13 protein-coding genes are annotated in these 19,781 nt (G+C 52.8%); 5 read left to right on the forward strand and 8 right to left on the reverse strand.

All coding sequences use genetic code 11. The features are described from left to right. The first annotated feature begins 7 nt into the window (after positions 1-7). A complete protein-coding gene (locus Q4551_RS05045) occupies positions 8-991 on the forward strand; it encodes a serine/threonine protein kinase (RefSeq protein WP_303432161.1) in 984 nt (327 codons plus the stop codon). A 116-nt stretch (positions 992-1,107) separates the two neighbouring features. Further along, complete coding sequence (locus Q4551_RS05050) at positions 1,108-1,605, forward strand: outer membrane beta-barrel protein (protein ID WP_303432164.1); 498 nt, start codon at positions 1,108-1,110, stop codon at positions 1,603-1,605. A 134-nt stretch (positions 1,606-1,739) separates the two neighbouring features. Here the strand turns inward: Q4551_RS05050 and Q4551_RS05055 are convergent, their stop codons facing one another. Genes Q4551_RS05055 through Q4551_RS05065 form a run of 3 tightly spaced genes read right to left on the reverse strand, consistent with a single transcriptional unit; the run spans position 1,740 to position 7,784 of the window. Continuing rightward, positions 1,740-3,101 (reverse strand): DUF1329 domain-containing protein, encoded by a 1,362-nt coding sequence (locus Q4551_RS05055; RefSeq protein WP_303432165.1) that lies wholly within the window; start codon positions 3,099-3,101, stop codon positions 1,740-1,742. 33 nt (positions 3,102-3,134) lie between these two features. Beyond that, the gene (locus Q4551_RS05060) at positions 3,135-5,009 is read right to left on the reverse strand and encodes a DUF1302 domain-containing protein (protein ID WP_303432168.1); all 1,875 of its coding nucleotides are present in this window, start codon (positions 5,007-5,009) and stop codon (positions 3,135-3,137) included. A gap of 51 nt (positions 5,010-5,060) precedes the next feature. Continuing rightward, positions 5,061-7,784: a hypothetical protein gene (locus Q4551_RS05065; RefSeq protein WP_303432171.1), complete on the reverse strand. Its 2,724-nt coding sequence runs from the start codon at positions 7,782-7,784 to the stop codon at positions 5,061-5,063. A gap of 436 nt (positions 7,785-8,220) precedes the next feature. Between Q4551_RS05065 and ppnN the strand changes: the two genes are divergently transcribed. Further along, a complete protein-coding gene (ppnN, locus tag Q4551_RS05070) occupies positions 8,221-9,603 on the forward strand; it encodes a nucleotide 5'-monophosphate nucleosidase PpnN (protein WP_303432172.1) in 1,383 nt (460 codons plus the stop codon). Positions 9,604-9,625: 22 nt separating this feature from the next. Here ppnN and Q4551_RS05075 read toward each other — a convergent pair whose 3' ends face one another. The 4 genes from Q4551_RS05075 to Q4551_RS05090 all read right to left on the reverse strand — a co-directional run bounded on the left by Q4551_RS05075 (position 9,626) and on the right by Q4551_RS05090 (position 16,044). Next, positions 9,626-11,215 (reverse strand): hypothetical protein, encoded by a 1,590-nt coding sequence (locus Q4551_RS05075; protein WP_303432173.1) that lies wholly within the window; start codon positions 11,213-11,215, stop codon positions 9,626-9,628. 170 nt (positions 11,216-11,385) lie between these two features. Next, positions 11,386-13,248 carry an alkaline phosphatase PhoX gene (locus Q4551_RS05080; protein WP_303432175.1) on the reverse strand — a complete coding sequence of 621 codons (1,863 nt, stop codon included), beginning with the start codon at positions 13,246-13,248 and terminating at the stop codon, positions 11,386-11,388. A 365-nt stretch (positions 13,249-13,613) separates the two neighbouring features. After that, positions 13,614-15,125, reverse strand: a complete 1,512-nt coding sequence (locus tag Q4551_RS05085; protein WP_303432177.1) for a fumarate hydratase — start codon at positions 15,123-15,125, stop codon at positions 13,614-13,616. Between the two features lie 163 nt (positions 15,126-15,288). Then, the gene (locus Q4551_RS05090) at positions 15,289-16,044 is read right to left on the reverse strand and encodes a hypothetical protein (protein ID WP_303432178.1); all 756 of its coding nucleotides are present in this window, start codon (positions 16,042-16,044) and stop codon (positions 15,289-15,291) included. A gap of 404 nt (positions 16,045-16,448) precedes the next feature. Here Q4551_RS05090 and sodB point away from each other — a divergent pair, with 404 nt between their 5' ends. Beyond that, on the forward strand, positions 16,449-17,033 hold the full coding sequence (gene sodB, locus Q4551_RS05095; RefSeq protein ID WP_303432180.1) for a superoxide dismutase [Fe]: 585 nt from the start codon (positions 16,449-16,451) through the stop codon (positions 17,031-17,033). Between the two features lie 138 nt (positions 17,034-17,171). Further along, complete coding sequence (locus tag Q4551_RS05100; protein WP_303432182.1) at positions 17,172-17,780, forward strand: nucleoside triphosphate pyrophosphatase; 609 nt, start codon at positions 17,172-17,174, stop codon at positions 17,778-17,780. 117 nt (positions 17,781-17,897) lie between these two features. Here Q4551_RS05100 and gspD read toward each other — a convergent pair whose 3' ends face one another. After that, positions 17,898-19,781 carry a type II secretion system secretin GspD gene (gene gspD / locus Q4551_RS05105; protein WP_303432184.1) on the reverse strand — a complete coding sequence of 628 codons (1,884 nt, stop codon included), beginning with the start codon at positions 19,779-19,781 and terminating at the stop codon, positions 17,898-17,900.

Here is a 19,781-nt window from a genome sequence, read left to right on the forward strand (position 1 = left end):
GCCGATTATGTCTACCACACATCCTTACGCCAACCTGACCCCGGAGCGGGTGATGGATGCCATTGAGTCCGTAGGCTATCTCTGTGACGCCCGGGTATTCCCGCTGAATAGCTATGAAAACCGGGTATACCAGGTCGGCATCGAAGACAGCGAACCACTGATCGCCAAGTTCTATCGCCCCGATCGCTGGAGCCGTGCGGCGATTCTGGAAGAACACGCTTTCATGTTTGATCTGGTCGAAGAAGAAATTCCGGTGGTTGCCCCGATTCAAATCGACGGCGAAAGCCTGTTCTACAGCGAGCCGTTTCTGTTTGCGCTGTTTCCACGTCGTGGTGGTCATGCCCCGGAACTGTCCTCCAATGCCGACCTGGAGTTGCTCGGTCGCTGGCTGGCGCGCTTGCACCAGGTAGGCAGCTGGAAGAACTTTGATCATCGCCCACTGATTTTGGGAGCTGAGGATCTGGCCCAGGCCGCCGACACGGTACTGGCCTCAGGTCATATGCCTCTGGACTACCACGCTGTTTACCAAAGCATCTGGCCGCAACTGGTAGCAAGCCTGGAGCAACAGATGTCTTCCAGGTCGTTCCGTACCATCCGGTTACATGGCGATTTACACCCCGGCAATCTGTTATTACGTAATGAACAGCTGTGGATGGTCGATTTCGATGATTGTTTACAAGGCCCGGCCATGCAGGATATCTGGATGTTGTTGAGCGGCGCCCGTGATGAACAGGTGTCCCAGCTCAATGTGATTCGTAACGGCTACGAGATGTTCCGCCCCTTCCCTTATACGGAACTTTCACTGGTGGAGTGCCTTCGAACCATACGCGTAATGAAACACGCTGCCTGGTTGTGCCAGCGTTGGGATGACCCGGCCTTCCCTATCGCCTTTCCCTGGTTTGACAGCCACCGCTTCTGGTCAGAGCACATCCTGACCTTGCGCGAACAGCAGGCCGCGCTGCAACAGGAGCCGTTGGTACTGTTTGCCTGAACCGTTTGCCTGAACCAGCGCCGGGCCTGTTATGGGCCTGTTATGGGCCTGTTATGGGTCTGTTATGGCAGTGATACGCTCACTTATTGTTATCTAACATGTGTTAAGGAATTATTATGACTCGTTTAATGCTACCCACTCTCCTGCTGCCCACGCTGTTCTGCGCGGCAACGGCCGTTCAAGCCGATGGCATGGACACCAGCAAACTGTATCTCGGTGGCAGTCTCTCCTATAACACCATTGATTCTCCGTTCGGCGGTAGCAGTGCCGATGCTGGAGGCCTGCAGGGATTGGTCGGGTATGACATGGGGTCAATCGATGGAGGCATTCACACCAGCATGGAGCTGGGTATCAGCCAGACCGATGACTTTGACAACACCGATGAGAGCATCAGCGGCCTGTGGATTGCGGCGGTTGTGGAAAAAGACCTGCCGGAAATCAATCCGGAGTTATCCCTGATTGGTCGGGTTGGTATTGATGTCGGCGATGACGACGGCATTCTGACCGGCGTCGGAGTGGGTTATCGGCTGAACAGCCAACTGCAAGTACGCGGAGAGTTTGTAAACAAGGATGCTTCCAATCAATACCTGGCCAGCTTGGTGATTCATCTCTGACGCTCAGGTTTCCGCCAAAAAAAACAGCGCCGTGTGAGTACTCACACGGCGCTGTTAAGCAAATGTTATGGATCGTATTGCCAGCAATGACCACGGGGTCATCTGCAAGCGGTGGTTACCTTTGGCCTATACAATCAACGGCGACCAGAACGACGCAAGGCCGATGTTGAATAGTCCCGGGATGAGCGCTCGCCACCAAATACAAACGAACCCTCTTCCTCATTATCCAGTCCCAGTGCCAGATAACGGCCAGAAGTCAGGTCGTACAACACTTCCAGTCCGTACCATGGCACAGTGGCGTTGTAGTACATCACGCCATGTCCTTCTGCTACCCGCCATAACAGGCCACGACCGTCATAATGATCAATCACTGCCGCTTGCCAGGAATCCTCATCGATATAGAACACCCGCTTGGCATAGACATGGCGCATACCGTCTTTCAGCGTCGCTTCCACCTTCCAAACCCGGTGTAATTCGTAACGGGTGACATCCTGGTTGATATGACCGGGCTGAACGATATCGTCATATTTCAGCTGGCCAGACTTCAGCTTGTAGCTGTTATAGGGAATGTACATTTCCTGTTTACCCACCAGCTTCCACTCATAACGGTCAGGCGCACCGTTGTACAAATCGAAGTTGTCCGAGGTACGCATGCCGTCAGACGCGGTTCCGGGGCTGTCATAGGCGATGGCAGGAGCACGGCGCACCTTGCGCGATCCGGCGTTATAGATCCACGCTTTACGGGGTTCTTTAACCTGATCCAGAGTCTCATGCACCAGCAGCACATTGCCCGCCAAACGCGCCGGTGACAGTACATCCTGCTTGAAGTAGAACAGGACGTTGTCATCCTCGTCGGGATTATAGTCGGTCAGCTTGTCCCTGAAGGTAAACTCTTCCTGAAAGCGTACCAGTGTATAGGCACCGTTTTCCTGTGGTGTCACCTGACCAATGGTACGTTCAACACTGCCACCACGATAACGGACGATATGGTTCCAGATAACTTCCAGACCATTGGACGGTATCGGGAATGGTGTCCCCTGAACGTAATTTTCCAGGCCGTTACCGCCATCCACCAGCTTGGTGGCTGTGGCGTTACGGGCGGTTTCCTGATAAATGCTGTCGCTGTAGGCCGCAGTCCGGTGAGTCGGGTACACCGGCATGCGATAACTATCCGGATATTTCTCGAACATGGCTTGCTGGCCATCCGATATGTGATCGGCGTACTGTTTGTAGTTACTGCTGTCGATCACAAACAGCGGCTTTTCATCGGTAAAAGGATCGACCAGTTTGCCGCCTTTGGTGTACCCCGCAGGAGGCTGTAACAGCCCTCCTGTCCAGGCTGGAATATCGCCGGATGCGGCCTTGTTGGCTCCCACCGGTGTCAGTTCTTTACCCAGTTTGGCCGCTTCTGCTGCCGGGACGGCTGCTTCAACTGCCAACACCGGCAGTGACAGAATCAAGGCACTGCCCAGTACGCGAATCGTTGATTTGATCATGCTGTATTCCTCGCTTGTTCCGCTGGCTGCCAATTAAAATGAGTAGGCTGCAGACAGGCTGATATTGTCGCGGTCTTTCATGGTGTTGTAATCGCCACCAGAGTAGTTGCTGTAGCTCACGTCAACCGACGTGGTGTTCAGGTATACAAAGCGTAGCCCCAAACCTGTGGTCAGGCGGTTATCAATAAACTGGGCACCCGGCTCCGGGCCATACCCCTTGTCATACGCCAACGAGATAATCGGAGTGATATTCACCCCGGCCAAGGCATTGTTGTAGTCGAACGACATACGGAAGCGCACGCCTCCGGACAACTGGGTCACATAACCATCGTCAGTACAGTTGTCGGTGTTGGCATTCTGGCCGCTGTTGGCTTCGTCCGTCCCTGGAACGGTATCGGCCGTACAGAAGTTGGTATCTCCGGCGGCGCTGTAAACGCCATCGTTGTTACCGATGCCATAGGCACCGGAACGGCCATAACGTGCATCATCGGTATCGGGCAGATCAGGAATAAAGCTCACCCCCACTTCGGCCACCAGCGCCGCCCGATCAGCCCCCAGTATCCGGTCCAGGAAGGTGATATAGGTTGCCTGGGCCTGCCACATATCAAACTCGTCGTAACCAATGGCAAACTCACCCGACAGATCCGTTGGATCACCACCGGCTTCCGCCAGTCGTTGTTGATACAAACGGCTATAAGGTGCGGCGTTACCCGCCAACAACAGCTCGAAGGCATTCCACTGCAGAGGCATATCCGGACGATAGCTGACCTCACCGGATATGGAAGCGCCGCCTTCCGTGGCCCTTGCAAAGCTTAACCCCATGACCTGAATGTCTTCCGGGTAGGCGATCTGGTAGAGCGGATAGTTACTCTCGTAGGTGGCATCAGCGTTGTAATAACTGCTGTCGGATTTATTCACCACCACACCATTAATAAACGGCAAGCGGCTGTGAATATTCATGTAGTAAGCACCAAATTCCGTGTCACCCAGCGCTTCGGAATACCAGCGAAAGGCCAGACCGTACTGGCCAGAGTCTTTGGGTTCACCATCTGGCAAGCGTTCGGCCACCGGCGCCACACGCTCAGACAACGGCTGGTTGTCGGCCACTTCCTGATCCCGTGCCGCCAGAATATCCAGCTCGCTGGACGTGCCCGACAAGATCACCGGGCCACAGCCATCAGCGACAAAGTCCGAGCTTGAGAAGAGCGTACCGCAAGGGTCAGTACGGGTTTTTTCCCACTGCAGCTGATAAAAAGCCTCTACCGACAGGTCTGGCGTCAAACCGACGGAGGTATACAGCATATTGACGGGCAGCAAGCCTTCTTTCAGCTCAGCGCCCGGTTTGCGGAAGGCCGAGGCATCCACCGGGTTAATGCTGTTGATACCACCCTGGATAAAGGTGCTCTCACCCCAACTTAATACCTGACGCCCCAGGCGCACCGATACCGGCGTTTCACCGAAATCAAAATCCCCCCAGACGTAGGCATCCAGCAGGTCGTAACCGCTACCGGCAGCGTCTTTGGTTTCATCACTGAGGTCTTTGAAATCGGTTGAGTCATTCATGATGGCGTCATCGTAAAACGCCCGCAGCCGAAAGAAGCCACCATAGTTTTCGTAGCTCATTTCGAGGTCGGATGTCCACTTGATCACCCGGGTGTAGACATCACCTTTGCCATAATTCAGCGTACCGTCGTCATAGTTATACGATGAGCCAGATGCACTGTTGCCCGTAGCCGCGCCGTTACCCGGCATGATTTGCTCTGCCCCCGGCTCTTCCAGTCGCCAGGCAATCCCGGCGCTAATGGTGTTGTCCAGTCGCATGTCGACCGCGCCCACCGAAAACTCGGTAGCCTGGGCTGAAGTGGCTGCAAGAGCCGAAATGGCCAGAGCCAATGGAAGCTTTTTCATAGCGTGCCCGCCTGTATTCTTATTATTCATAGTCGCCTCGGTTTCTCAGCCTTATTCTGTCACTGCTTCAACAATACCCGCGCCGTCATCGACCAGAGTCGGAGCAGCAGGATCGTCAAACAGGCTCACAATATGGTTGGCGATAACACCAAAGGTCGCCGCCGTTTCTGTCGATGCATCATTGCTATCCGGTACTGCCATGGAGCTATGACTGCTCAACTCATCGGCAAGACGGAAGGCAATCTGTACCGGACTGCTGGCCGACAAATCCGAGGAGGTATCCACCAATGTGGCACCCAGTACATCGATCAGTGGGTCGGTACCCGCCAACGGCGCAGCATCCACCGCATTGGGAATCACGTGATCACCGACGGCTTCGATCAGCGTATAAGGCGTTCCGGTCGCAGTCAGTTGCGCGGCATAGTTAACCGGATCAGACGCATCGACGGTAGCCTGGTACACGTACAACAAGGATTCATAATCTGACCCGCCCTGGGTGAGATTAAAGCTGTCCGGGTCGGTTAGTCCTGCCACAATCGTCGGGCCATAAGCGTCTGAGCTTTCCAGCATCTTCGCCAATCCGCCTCCGGGCACCCCGAACACTGCCGCTTGAATCGGATTCAGCGCGCTGTTGCCAGCTGCGTTAGCCGTCAGGGTGTTGGCGTTATTAATCGCCACGTATTCCGTCCCCACAATGGCACCCAGTGAGATACCGGCAAAATAGATATGGCTGGCATCAAAATCCGGGGCACTGTTTAACACCCCATTGCCGTCGCCATCAATATCCATAAAGGGAATCGAGGCATTCAAGTTAAGCAAGTCCATCACTGCCTGACGGGTGTTATCCCGGGTGGTCTGGAAGCGGACAAAGTTGATATACAAGGAGCCGGAGCTGTTGGCCGAAGCATCGGTGGCGCTGACGGCTGTCGGTGCCACGCCATCTGCGGTCAAGCCAAAGTGGCGCTGACTGTAGGTTTGCGCTGTTACTATCTCGGTGACTTTTTCCAGCAATGCCGTCGTGCCGTCGGTTTGTGCCAGCGCATACAGGCTGGAAGCGCTGTTGTCACTGTTCTCACTGCCTTCGACAATCGCCAGAGCCGGTACGGCGGCAAATTCAGCCCCCAACAGCGCAGACAAATCGACGGTGTCGGTCGGCATCACACCGTGTAAGGGCAGATCAATCGCGACAGTGGCATAGCAGTTCTGGGCGAACTGGTCGGCCAGCGGCAGAGTATCCAGTCGCTGGGAGTTCAGGCCGTGCTGGTAAATCACCACCGGCCAGCCAGTGGCCGGTTTTTCACAACTGGCGACAGGTTCAACCACCAGTACCGGGGCCGATACCGTGCCTTGGGCAGCAGCAAACGGAAACAGGTCGGTGACGTTTTCTGACGGTGCGGTATAAGCCGCAGCGGTAGCGGCATCAGCGCCCAGCGCCAGCTGGATATTACTGATCACTTCCGCATCCGACTGCCATTGGGAGGTGATCACATTGGCGGCGCTCAGCTGTTGCGACAAACAGCTATCATCTGTATCGCTTGTCGGCGTACAGGCATAACCACTGGTTGGGTCTTCGCCACTGTAAGCACCGTCCGGCGCGCTGTGATAATAAGGTAATTCGATACGACCACTACGGAAAGTCGCCTGCAAGCCGTCGGCCAGCAACGCAGAAGGTACTGAAGCGCTGCTGCTGAAATCGGTTTTGCGGGGGGCCGGGGCCGGTAAGGTCGATAACAGCGCATTCCCCTGAATCAGGGCCGTCGCTGCTTCGGTGTCGCCACTGGTCATCATGGTGACGGTGGCCATTTGTGTTGTGGCATCATCGTCGGTGGTATTCAGGTAATGCTGCACCAACGCCGGAATATCCTTGTTACTCAAGGCGCTGTTGGCATTGCCCGGTGCGGCCATCGCGTTCATCACCGACGTTGAACCACCGGTAGTGAAGGTATAGGCCAGAGCGACATTCACGTCGTTACGTTGCAATACGCTACCGACAAAACCCTCTGCCAGCTGCTGCCAGCCTTCAATCGCGACTTTGGCGGAGGCCAGCTCATCAACGTAGGCATCCAGATCCGGGTCAGACAAATATTTGTATTGCGTCGAGGCATCAATCTGGTTGTCGTTGGCACCCAACAGGCTGTCGAGCACAACCACCAGATAACGGGTACTTTCGAGCAACGGTTCTTCGGGGCTGATACGCAGCACGTTGTTATTCAGGCTGCCATCGGTATAACTCACCACCTCGGCACGAATGGCCGGGATATCCTGATACAAATACGGCGAACTACTGACCAGGCTACCCAGTTTGGGGCCACCGTCGTAGTTCAGTGGCACCAGATAAACCGAACCGCTCGGTACCTCGGTCGATAATTCACCATCAAAAGCGATATCAAACGGAGCCGTTGCCGAGAATCCATCCAGATCGTTAATGGCATCATAGACCGGGTTGTAGTCTGGATTGATGCTGCCTGTCGCCGTCAGCGGCTCAATGTCTTTACCCGCTTCATAATACAGCGTGCCATCGGCATCGGTGGCATCAACAGCCGAACCATCATCATTGGTTGGGTAGGTCTGGAACAGAAAATCGATATTCAGCGGCAGTTCTGACGTCGCCGGATTAAACACCGGAGAAACAAAGGCATCCAGACTGTCACCGCTACCGGCCTGCACCGGTGTTTGATCAACGTCACTGTTACCATCCACACTGCTGATGTTGCAGCCAACCAAGCCTGCGGTTGCTGCCGCCATGGCCAGACTGAGAATCGTCTTGTTAACCATATTACTACCTGTCGTTTTATTGTTATTAGTGCTGTGACCCAGCAAGGAAACATCCTCTGTCACAGCGATGTCACAACTGTAAGAGGAATATAATCTGCCCAAGCAACCACACTCATCCCTCCAAAGTATGATTCCGCTGAGAATGCCCATTCCTTTTGTAATTATATGTAACAAAAGTAATGCGATCTGACGACACAAATGATCATCAAGGATCATCAGCAGTATCTACAAGCGTAGACAAAGAACCTTGATTCGGGAAAAAATCTGCTGGATTTCGGCCGTCATCCGACGCTAAAACCGCGCTCCGTAACCACACACCCCTGCAACACCGCCCTGCAACACCGCCGGCAACACCATGCACGGAACACAAATACGGCCGATTCCTCACAGGTGTCGTATAGTAATAATACGACCGACGGCAGGAAATAATAGCATTATGAGCAGCTACGAACTGATTCACCCGAAAACTCACCTGCGTGTTTTATCGCGCTACGAAATTCAGCAGCTACGCGATGTCAGCAGCCAGGAGCACGATCTGGTACGCCGTTGTTGCTACGCCGTCCTGAATGCTGGCAGCCAGAGTGACAGCTATATTGATATGGAAGCGGCCTATCAGCCGTTCGATATTCATTTTGAACAGGAAGATCGTGGGCTGGTATTACGACTGGTCAACCCGCCTCCCAGTGCCTTTGTCGACAACGACATTATCCGCGGTGTGCGGGAGCAACTGTTTTCGGTCTTGCGCGATGTCCTCTATGCGCAGGATTCCATTATCAAGCCCCAGCGCTTTGATCTGAACGACAGCGATGGCATCACCAATGCGATTTTTCACTTGCTGCGAAATGCCGATGTACTCTGCGCCGACCGGCTGCCCAACCTGGTGGTGTGCTGGGGGGGACATTCCATTCCCCGCAATGAATACAAATACTGCAAGGAAGTTGGTTATCACCTCGGCCTGCGAGGCCTCGACATCGGTACCGGCTGTGGCCCGGGCGCCATGAAAGGCCCGATGAAGGGTGCCACCATCGGCCATGCCAAGCAGCACAATCGCGACGGTCGTTATATCGGCATTACCGAGCCTGGTATTATCGCCACCGAAGCGCCCAACCCCATTGTTAATGAACTGGTCATTTTACCGGATATTGAAAAACGTCTGGAAGCTTTTGTGCGCATGGCGCACGGCATTGTTATTTTCCCTGGCGGGCCAGGCACAGCAGAAGAATTACTGTATTTGCTGGGCATTCTGACGCACCCGAAGAACATCACACTGCCTTTCCCCGTTATCATCACCGGGCCAGAAGAAAGCGGTGACTACCTGCGTGCCATTGACCGTTTTATCGGTACCACTCTGGGGGCACCGGCCCAGGCCCGTTACCAGTTGATCATTAATGACGCCCAGGCGGTTGCCCAGGCCATGAAGACAGGGATTCACAGTGTCCAGCTCTGGCGCCAGCAACAAAAGGATGCCTACTTTTTTAACTGGTCCTTGCACATCCCGGCCGAATTCCAACACCCGTTCGACCCCACTCATAAGGCCATGTCTGCCCTGAATCTGTCCTTCGATGCACCGGGGCACCAATTGGCTGCGGATTTACGCCGTGCCTTTTCTGGTATTGTCGCCGGCAATGTTAAGGCCGCTGGCATTCAACGGGTACAGGAGCATGGCCCGTATCAGTTACAGGGTGACCCGAAAATCATGGAAGAAATGAACGCCTTGCTGGCTCATATGGTCGCGAGTGGACGTATGAAGATGACCGGGGAATATACCCCGTGTTATGAAATTACAACCGCTGACGATGCTGTGCAGAACGACCGTTAGGCCATCCTGCACACACGCTCAGTCAATAGAGGTTCAATACTTCAGTGATACCAGTAGGGCCGTACAGCTCCACTTCTTTATGCACCACATTCATAGGAGTGATTACCGTATCCCGTCCCAGCTTGTAGCTTTGCTCGTCGACAATGGCCTTATACGCCTTGTTCAACGTCAGGGCCCTGTCACGACTTGGCATCAGCAGATAGCTGACATCGGTTTTCAAACGCTCGAACGCTTCTGGTTTTTTGCTGCCATCCGAATGGAAGAACTTGTTGAGCACCTCGTCGTTGGTGCGGAATTCATTCCCCGTTGGATTGTGCTCCAGATAAAAAGCGTACTCTCCCTGACCGTCTTCACGGACATGATCCTTAACGCCTTCAAAGCCTTTTTCCATCCAATGGTACCAGCCATTCTGGAATGAATGCCCGGAATCCAGTTTGCGCGTAAAGGCGAAAGTTGAGTCATTGGTCGCCCCAATACCGGAGTGGCAGCCAACACAGAAGTAGTTTTCTTCGTAACTTTGTGGTCTTAGGTCACCGGCCTTGTCTTCAATAAATCCTTGATACACCCAGCCCAGAGGAACAATCAGGCCTTCTTCCATATTACCAATAACCGTTTTGGTACGTTCCGGGAAGTCGTAGCGTTCTTTCTCTTCTTTTTCCACATAGCGCTGCAAATTAAAATAAGTGCGCCAGCTGGCTTTACGGCCATATCGAAGCTCTTTCATCCGTGGAGCAATACTGGTTTTACCCTGATCATCCACATCGATATAACGCACGGTATGTACAAACTCTGTTCCTTCTGGATATAAACGTGCCGCCAAATGCACCTGTTTATTTTCCAGCTGTTTTTTGGCCTGACCCACATAGCTCATATAGATTTTGTCAAGTGGGGCCCATTCATAACGAATTAGATGGCTTTTACCAAGCTTTCCATCTTTATTCAGATCAACGCCATAGCGATTTTCATCCACTTCAGGGATAACCACATCCTGCTGCTTCATCAGGCTTTCCACAATGGCCAGGTTGATTATGTAGGTTTCCTGATCATATTCCCCCGGCTTGAGTTCACGAAACGCTTCAGGCAAGCGAATCAACACGTCGTCCGTTGAACCGTTGGTTGGCATAAAGGTACCCAGAAACGGATAGTAAGCAAATACACGCCAGCCTGTCGGGTTGCCAGAAGGGTCATGATCAAATCCCTGATTATCGAAATCGAACCAGACATCCGGGATATAGCCATCCCATTGACCGTTTTTGTTGCGATCCCATTCTGCAGGGACATTCTTCAATTTCTCTGCCAGATAAATCTCACCATGACGACTGGCGTAGTTATCCTCTCGTACATAGCTCAGGATATCTTCATCACTGATATTTTGAATAGCTTGGGTACGATCTTTAAAGACATTCATCCAAGGGTTATTAACCCCGGGTTCGGGCATGTTATAGGCCACCTGAACATCAATATCACTAAAATAATTAGGTTCTTTGCTCTCGGTATGACAGGCATAACAAGGGTTATAAGATCCACTGTCATCTACCGGGTCGGTATAACACTGAGGTAGTAAATAAGGAGTCTTGTTATCAAGGCGATCCGCGGTCAGGTAATCACTCACCTGCTTTTTTACAAGACTGCTATTTGACGAGGTTTCAGCAACGACATCAAACGCTAGTAATCCAGCAACCATAGAACCGGATGTTAACAACAAATGGAAAATTCTCACAACAACCTCACAAACGGAAAAAGGGCGGGTCTCCCCGCCCTTATAAACTCATACTGATATTATTACTCAGCGATACCAGGGAAAGGACCAACATAACCGGTATAAGCCATGTCTTCACCAGCACCTGTGTCCATATCGCGATCAGACTCACCATATGGATGCTGAATAACCGACATCAGATAAGCCCAGCCATTGATGTTCGGGTACCAGTAAGGAGACGTGGTTTCTGCACCGTAAGGCGTAGTCTGGATACGAGTCAGTGATTCATCATCAAACTCATAAGACCAGATCACATCATTCTGGTGACCAGAACCCGTGTCTTCACCGATAATCAGCTTGTCGTAGCCAGACATGTACGTCACGTTGTCCGGGTTGGCGATGCCATCAATATGACAAGAGTTGTTATCTGCGAAACCAGTCACTTGCTCTGACTCAGAAACAGGAACACCTTCTACCAGTGAGTACATAGAGTTGGCAACGTAGTCAGAGCCGATGTCTGTATCTGCTGCTACATCCAGCTGATAGACGATGCCACAATCATTGCTTTCAGCCAGCTGAATGTCACCGCTGCTATCGCTCATGCCACTACCAACACTGGACATGCCAACGTACAACTTGCTACGAGTTGGATCGAACGTAACGCCTTCTTCTTTCTTGAATTCGATGGAAGCACCTTTTATCGCAGCATAACGACGGGTTTCCATACGAGAGGCCTGAGTTTCCATACCTTCGATCACTTTCAAACACTCAGCACCACCGCTAGCAGTATCCACGTAAGTGAAGCCGTCAGTTGCGCAAGCACCATCCGTGACATCTTCGCTGTCAAACAGGTCAGTGAAGGTCAGCTGTTCTTGTGTATCAGTACCAACAACATAAGGTTTCACATCATCATCAGATGCGTGGCCCAAGTCGATCCAGCTGATGTCTGCCGTTCCGCCATTATCAGCAGAAGTCTGTGTCCACTTGGCGGCGTACAAAGTACCAGCGGTCAGATCACCAGCGGTATCCGCAACAAACATATAGAAGCCAACGTTGGTGCCGTCATCTGTCATATAAGTTGTTTTGGAATCTGGCATTACATAAGCCAGCTCAAATGCCAGACGACCCATGGCGTAATGCTTGGTCAGATCGGTAGATGCATCTTCAGAGACTTCGATTTCGATATTCCAGCCGTAAAAGTACGGGTTCCAGGAAGCTTCGTCCTCGTAGTAGGACAGCATGCTACGTTGGCCGCTATCCGGGTTACGGGCATTCGGTTCATATTCTTCAGAGGCCAGGTGAGTGGTCCATGGAGTAACAGAAGCTGCACAATGTACCCAACCACCGTTCACACCAGACTGATCAATCTGCTTCATACTTTTAACAGACAGAGCGCCAGTATCGTCATCCTGATTCAGTTCCATCAGGAACATGGCTCCAGGAGTAGATTCCATTTGAGAAACAGAGAACAACTTGTCACCGATAGGCAACAGTGACGTGTGTTCGTTGCTGTTGGTGACGTTGATGCTACCGTCAGTGCTTTGCAGCACAGTGCCGGATTCATTAATCAGCTGTCCAAAAGTCACACCATTATAATCGGTACCGGAGCGTGCCAGAGTGTTAAAAGAGCCACCAAAGGTGCCTTCTCCAACAGTGGCTGTAGCAGCGAAAATAGCGCGCTTGTCAGCATCGGTTGCAGGTGCATCAACACCTTCAAACGTCAGCTCAGTGCCATAGGTTGCGGTAGTATGATCGGCTACGGTCAGATCGGTGCCATCAACACCATCGGTACCGTCAACACCGTCAACACCGTCGGTACCGTCAACACCATTGGTACCGTCAACACCATCAGTGCCGTCATCACCATCTGAACCGCAAGCAGACAAGCCAGTAGCCAAAACGGCCATCAGCAATGCTTGTAGCAGTGCATTTTTCTTTAGTTCCATAACGCTCTCTCTCATCTTTTATATGGATGTTTAGTGCGGCACAGGCTAGCTTCGAAAAATGACAAATTAAGTGAGATTTCATGTCAAAAAAAAGACATTATTGTGACGGTCGTTAACAGGTACCTGCTGACGAAAGTGGATGGACTCATGTGGCAGTGGACGCGGAACAGGCAAATGCCCCTGGATCTGATTTACCTCTCAGAGCAACACAGTGGCGAGAGGACTTGATCGGATCAACGATACTGTAGAAGCCAGAGAAGAGTAAAGAAATAAACAACAGGTGTCAGTTTTGTCAATATATATCAAACACACAAAAACCGGCGTTGCGAACACGCAAAGCCGGTTATTCGGTCACATAAGCGTGATCAATCCACTTCTTTCGCCGCAATACGGGCTGCCCACTCAATCGGGCCAGTCATGTGAACAGATTCACCTTTGGTATCCACGGCAACTGTCACCGGCATATCCACCACGTCGAACTCATAGATAGCTTCCATACCCAGGTCATCAAATGCCAGTACCTTGGCCGCACGAATCGCCTGGGATACCAGATAAGCAGCACCACCTACGGCCATGAGGTACACCGCTTCGTTGTCCTTGATGGCCTCAATCGCCAGAGGGCCACGCTCGGATTTACCAATCATGCCCAGCAGTCCGGTTTCTTCAAGAATGGTGCGGGTAAACTTGTCCATACGGGTTGCTGTAGTCGGGCCAGCCGGGCCAACCACTTCTTCACGTACCGGGTCGACCGGACCCACGTAATAAATAAAGCGGCCTTTCAGATCCACTGGCAGCTCTTCACCACGGGCCAGCATTTCCACCATACGTTTGTGGGCCGCGTCACGGCCAGTCAGCATCTTGCCGGACAAGAGTACGGTTTCGCCGGTTTTCCAGTCTTTTACGTCTTCTGGTGTCACTGTGTTCAGATCCACACGACGTACGCTGTCACCCACTTCCCAGCTGATTTCTGGCCAGTCTTCCAGCTTCGGTACCGGCAGTACTGCCGGGCCAGAGCCATCCAGCTCAAAATGCGTGTGACGCGTTGCTGCGCAGTTAGGAATAATGGCAACCGGCTTGTTGGCTGCGTGTGTCGGATAATCTGCCACTTTCACATCCAGAACCGTGGTCAGACCACCCAGCCCCTGGGCACCAATCCCCAGTTTGTTGACCTTTTCGTACAATTCCAGACGTAGTTCTTCGGCACGATTGCTGGCACCACGCGCTTGCAGCTCCTGGATATTGACCGGCTCCAGCAGCGATTCCTTGGCGATTTCCATGGCTTTTTCTGCTGTGCCACCAATACCAATTCCCAACATGCCTGGCGGACACCAGCCAGCGCCCATGGTCGGGATTTGCTTCAGTACCCACTCCACCACATCGTCAGACGGGTTCAGCATGGCAAACTTGGACTTGGCCTCAGAACCACCGCCTTTGGCTGCCACGTGCACGTCAACGGTATTACCGGGTACCAACTTCATGTGAATCACGGCAGGCGTATTGTCTTTGGTGTTGGTCCGCTTGCCGTCCGGGTCCGCCAGCACGGAAGCGCGCAGGACGTTGTCCGGGTTCAGGTAAGCACGGCGTACACCTTCGTTACACATGTCTTCTACCGACATGTCGCTTTCAAATCTGACGTCCATACCAATGGTCAGGAAAACGGTGACGATACCAGTGTCCTGACAGATCGGGCGCTTGCCCATGGCACACATACGAGAGTTGATCAGAATCTGGGCCATGGCGTCTTTGGCGGCCTTGGACTCTTCACGCTCGTACGCGGCGTGAACCGCATCGATAAAGTCTTTTGGGTGGTAGTAGGAAATGTACTGCAACGCATCAGCGACGCTTTGGATCAGGTCTTCTTGCTTGATCACTGTCATGGTGGGTTCTCTCTCTGTGCTCTCTCACGGGTGCCCTGGCTCCGTCTTGCGACAAAACGCTCAGCAGTGCAATGCGCCAGACCGATGCTGGCGCGAACGGTGGCCGATTGTACCCGAAGGAACAAGCGGCTCAAATGCGCTAGACAACGCCTTTAGTCACATATCACTTCGTGGCGGCGGGCGCGTGTAACGTGGTGATACGTAACTCGACCTGACGTAATTGCTTACGCAGGCTGTCGATTTCCTGCTGACGACTGGCCAGCGATGTTTTCAGACCGGCGACATTCCGGCTCGCCATTTGTACGGCCTCGCTGTTCTGGGCGATACGCAGCTCGGATTCCGGCAAGGATAGCAGCCCCGCTTCGTTGGCCGAGACTCGCTCAGACAAGGCACTGCTCGCCAGTTGCTGCTGTTCCAGCAGCGTTTGTTGTTCTGTCAGGCTGGTCTCTATCCTTGACTGGAGCGCCTTCAGCGACGCAATGTTTGCAGCAATGGCCTTTTCATTACTGGCAATCAGGCCCTTGTTGCGCTTGTTGGCCACATCCCACAATTTGCGAATTTCGGAATCGTGTTCTTTTAACAACACCTTCAGCGCATCCAGCGACAAACTGGCGTTTTCACCAGTAGCAGATAATCGCTCGTTCAGCAGCTTCAGATTGCTCGACTGCTCCTCGATAATCTGTCGGGCTTCCAGCAGTTCATATTGCTGTGCCTGCAGCATTTTAAAAAGGTAGGCACCACCCCCAAGGGCAGCCAGCGCCAGCAACACAGCGACCATCGCCAAGCCGGAGGAGCCACTGGGTTTACTGTCAGCTTTGGCCGGTGATGTACGGCGCGGTTTGGTTTGCCGCTGACGCATTTCGATATCGTCTTGCGATGGTTTGATATCAGGAATAAGCGGTTCTTTAACGTTGTCCATAAGGATTTCCGCAATTGGAGATCAAAAAATAAATGGCCCGCAGTATACAAACATTAGCGCTGAAATACTGATGGGACTGGAATTTTTCCTCCGCGTTGCCGCCCAGACGGCCAGCTCACCACCACGCCAGCAGCCACGACCACAGCCGGAGCAACAGACCCCAAGCAACAGACCCCAAGCAACAGCACGAAGGACGGCGACAGGCGGTACGACAACATAAACTCACCATCATTCATGGCAACCATGCTCGATAGATATTCACTATCAGTAACACATAGCCCCTCTGCCCGCGCCGGTGTTATCATGCTGCGACTTCGGAAGGCGGGATGGAGCCGTTGAATTATTTTTATAAAGCCCCATCTACCCCTGAATGCAACCACCCAGCCTGATAATGGAGAACGCTCATGGCTTTCGAACTGCCTGCTCTGCCATACGAAAAAACTGCTCTGGAACCTCACATTTCCGCAGAAACCCTCGAGTTCCACCACGGTAAACACCACAACACCTACGTCACCAAACTGAACGGCCTGATTGGTGGTACCGAATTTGAAGGTAAAACCCTGGAAGAGATCATCAAGTCTTCCTCCGGTGGCGTATTCAACAACGCCGCTCAAATCTGGAACCACACCTTCTACTGGAACAGCCTGGCACCTAATGCCGGTGGTGCTCCAACAGGTGCAATTGCAGATGCAATCAACGCTGCCTTTGGTTCTTTCGAAGAGTTTCAAGCCAAGTTCAACGACATGGCTGTCAACAACTTCGGCTCCAGCTGGACCTGGCTGGTGAAAAAAGCAGACGGCACTCTGGACATCGTCAACACTTCCAACGCCGCTACACCAATCACAGAAGAAGGCCTGACGCCTCTGCTGACGGTTGATCTGTGGGAACACGCCTACTACATCGACTATCGCAACGTACGCCCGGATTACCTGAAAGGTTTCTGGGCACTGGTGAACTGGGAATTTGCGAACGCTAACTTCGCTGCCTGATCACCACGCCAATAAAAAAAGGAGCTTCGGCTCCTTTTTTTATGTCAACACGTTACTGACGCAGGCATACCATCAGCGACCAGCCACTACGCTGACGTCCTGTCGTTGTTTGTTTTCTATCACGCTGCCGGAGTTTCCATGCAACTGTTACTTGCCTCTTCATCCCCCTACCGACGCCAACAGCTGGCCCAGCTGGGCCTGCCGTTTGACTGGGCCAGTCCAGATATTGACGAAACCCCATACCCTGATGAAAGCGTTGATGCCTGTGTGCAGCGGCTCTCCGAACAAAAAGCACGGGCACTGGCAGCACAATACCCGCAACACTGGATCATCGGCAGCGACCAGGCCTGTTCTCTCAATGGCGAAGTGGTCAGCAAACCGGGGAATCATGAGCAAGCCCGGCAACAACTGTTGGCCAGTTCAGGCCAGCGTATTTGTTTTTCGACCGGTGTGGCCTTGTGGCGTGCCGGTGAAATCACCAGCGCAGTCGAGCATGTTGAGGTGCAGTTCCGGCCATTGTCTGCGGAAGAGATTGAGGATTATCTGATGCTTGAACAGCCGTACGATTGTGCTGGCAGTTTCAAGGTTGAAGGCTTGGGTATCCATTTGTTTGATGCCTTGCACGGGCGCGATATCAACAGCCTGATCGGACTGCCGTTGATTCGCTTGTGTGACCTGATGCGTGCGGCCGGGCTGAATCCTCTGGGTCTGGCTGCCCATTACCGCAAGACGACTCGTTTGGCATAACAGCAAGCGACATCAACAAACAGCATCAGCGGCAACAAGAATAACGGCAAGCCGTTCCCCGGCACGGGGAACGCTCTATCAACAATTATCGACTAATGGTTGTTTGGCTAACGGTTGTTAAGGACGTCCATCAAACAAACGTTCAAGCGAGGCATCAATATCATCACTACCCAGTTGATCGGATAGCTCAAACTCCCAGATACCATTGTACTTCTCACGGGTCACGTCACGGGATGTCTCGGCACTGTTCACAATGGTCGGACGCAGGAACACCATCAAGTTACTTTTGACATGCTCACTGCTGGATGAACGGAACAGCCAGCCCAGTACCGGAATATCCCCGAGCAGCGGCACCTTGCTGGTGCTTTCGACGATATCATCACGAATCAGTCCCCCCAGTACAATTGTTTCTTCGTTACCGGTCAGAATCATGGTTTTGATCGAACGTTTGTTGGTAATCAAATCAGCGCTGCCCGAAACGGTCGTGGTTGATACCGACTCTGCGGTGGCTTCCACTTCCAGACGAATGGCAGTGCCATCATGAATATGTGGTTTTACCTTCAGCGTCACACCAATATCTTCGCGGGTGATGGTGGTAAAAGGGTTGGAATTACTGCTGGATGATGTCGAGCCGGTAATAAAGGGCACGTTCTGGCCAACAATGATTTCCGCTTCCTGATTGTCCATGGTCATGATGCTCGGCGTCGACAGCAGATTGGTATTGCTGTCGCTTTGCAGCGCCTGCAGAATCAGGCCAAAGTCCAGCAAGCCATTGTCCTCGCTGTAAGCCCCCAGGGTCAGACCACTGCTGACGGCGCTGGTGTAGGTCTCCGACGCAATGCTGGTGGCAATGGTACTGAGCGACGGCCCGGCATTGCTGAAGTTGGTCATCGCGACCGGGTTATCCAAATCGCCGGATATCCATTGCACCCCCATTGCATCACTGACGTCACCAGTGACTTCCACGATTGCAGACTCAATCAGCACCTGGGCACGGCGCACATCCAGCGATGCCACCAGCTCCTGGATTTCTTTCATCAATGATGGCTCTGCACGTACGACCAGCGCGTTCAGCTCTTCATCCGCATGGATACCCACCGTACCTTTCACCTGTTCGGCGTCTTTATCGCTACTGGTGGCTTCGCTCATCAGGTTTTTCAACAAATCAGCCAACTTGGTGGCATCTGCATATTGCAGACGAATCACCTGGGCCGTACCACTGAAATACGACGGCTGGTCGAGCTGTTCAATTAATACCCGAATACGGTCACGGGCGGTTTTTTCACCTTTGATAATCAACCGGTTGCTGCGCTCATCGGCCACAACACGGATGGTGCCTGCGGTGTTATCGCTTTCTCCGTTACCTTGCACCACCTTGGATGGGTCCAGGCTTTGCAACATGGTAACAACATTCCCCACCCAGGCTTCTTTCAGCTGCACCACTTCCAGCTCATCGTTGCCGGATTTATCAAGCCGGTCGATGATCTGCTCGATACGACGAATATTCATGGCATGGTCGGAAATAATCAGCGCATTGGCAGACTTTACCCCGGCGAGATGGCCGTATTTGGCCACCAGCGGACGCAAGATAGGCACCAGATCCAGAGCCGGGGTATTCTTGATCATGATCACCTTGGTGAGCATTTCCTGGCTGTCGTTGGTTGATTGCGTATTCAGGTCACGGCCAACCTGCTTGACCTCGTTTTGCTGCACAATCAGCACCACGTCTCCTGCCGGAACCGCGGCATAACCGTGTACCTGCAGCACGGAAAGAAACAGTTCATACACCCCGGTAGAATCCAGTGCTTCACTGGTCAGGACGTTGACCTTGCCTTTGACACGCGGGTCAACCACAAAGCTTTTGCCGGAAATGTCCGCCACCTGGCTGATAAAAGCACCTATATCGGCTTCTTTCAGATTGATCTGCCAGCTTTCCTGGGCACTGACCGTAAAGCTCAGCGAGACCAGGACAGCCACTACCCAATGTTTAAACACACCCAT

This window comes from Oceanobacter sp. 5_MG-2023 (genome assembly GCF_030548165.1).
Classification (GTDB): domain Bacteria; phylum Pseudomonadota; class Gammaproteobacteria; order Pseudomonadales; family Oceanobacteraceae; genus Oceanobacter.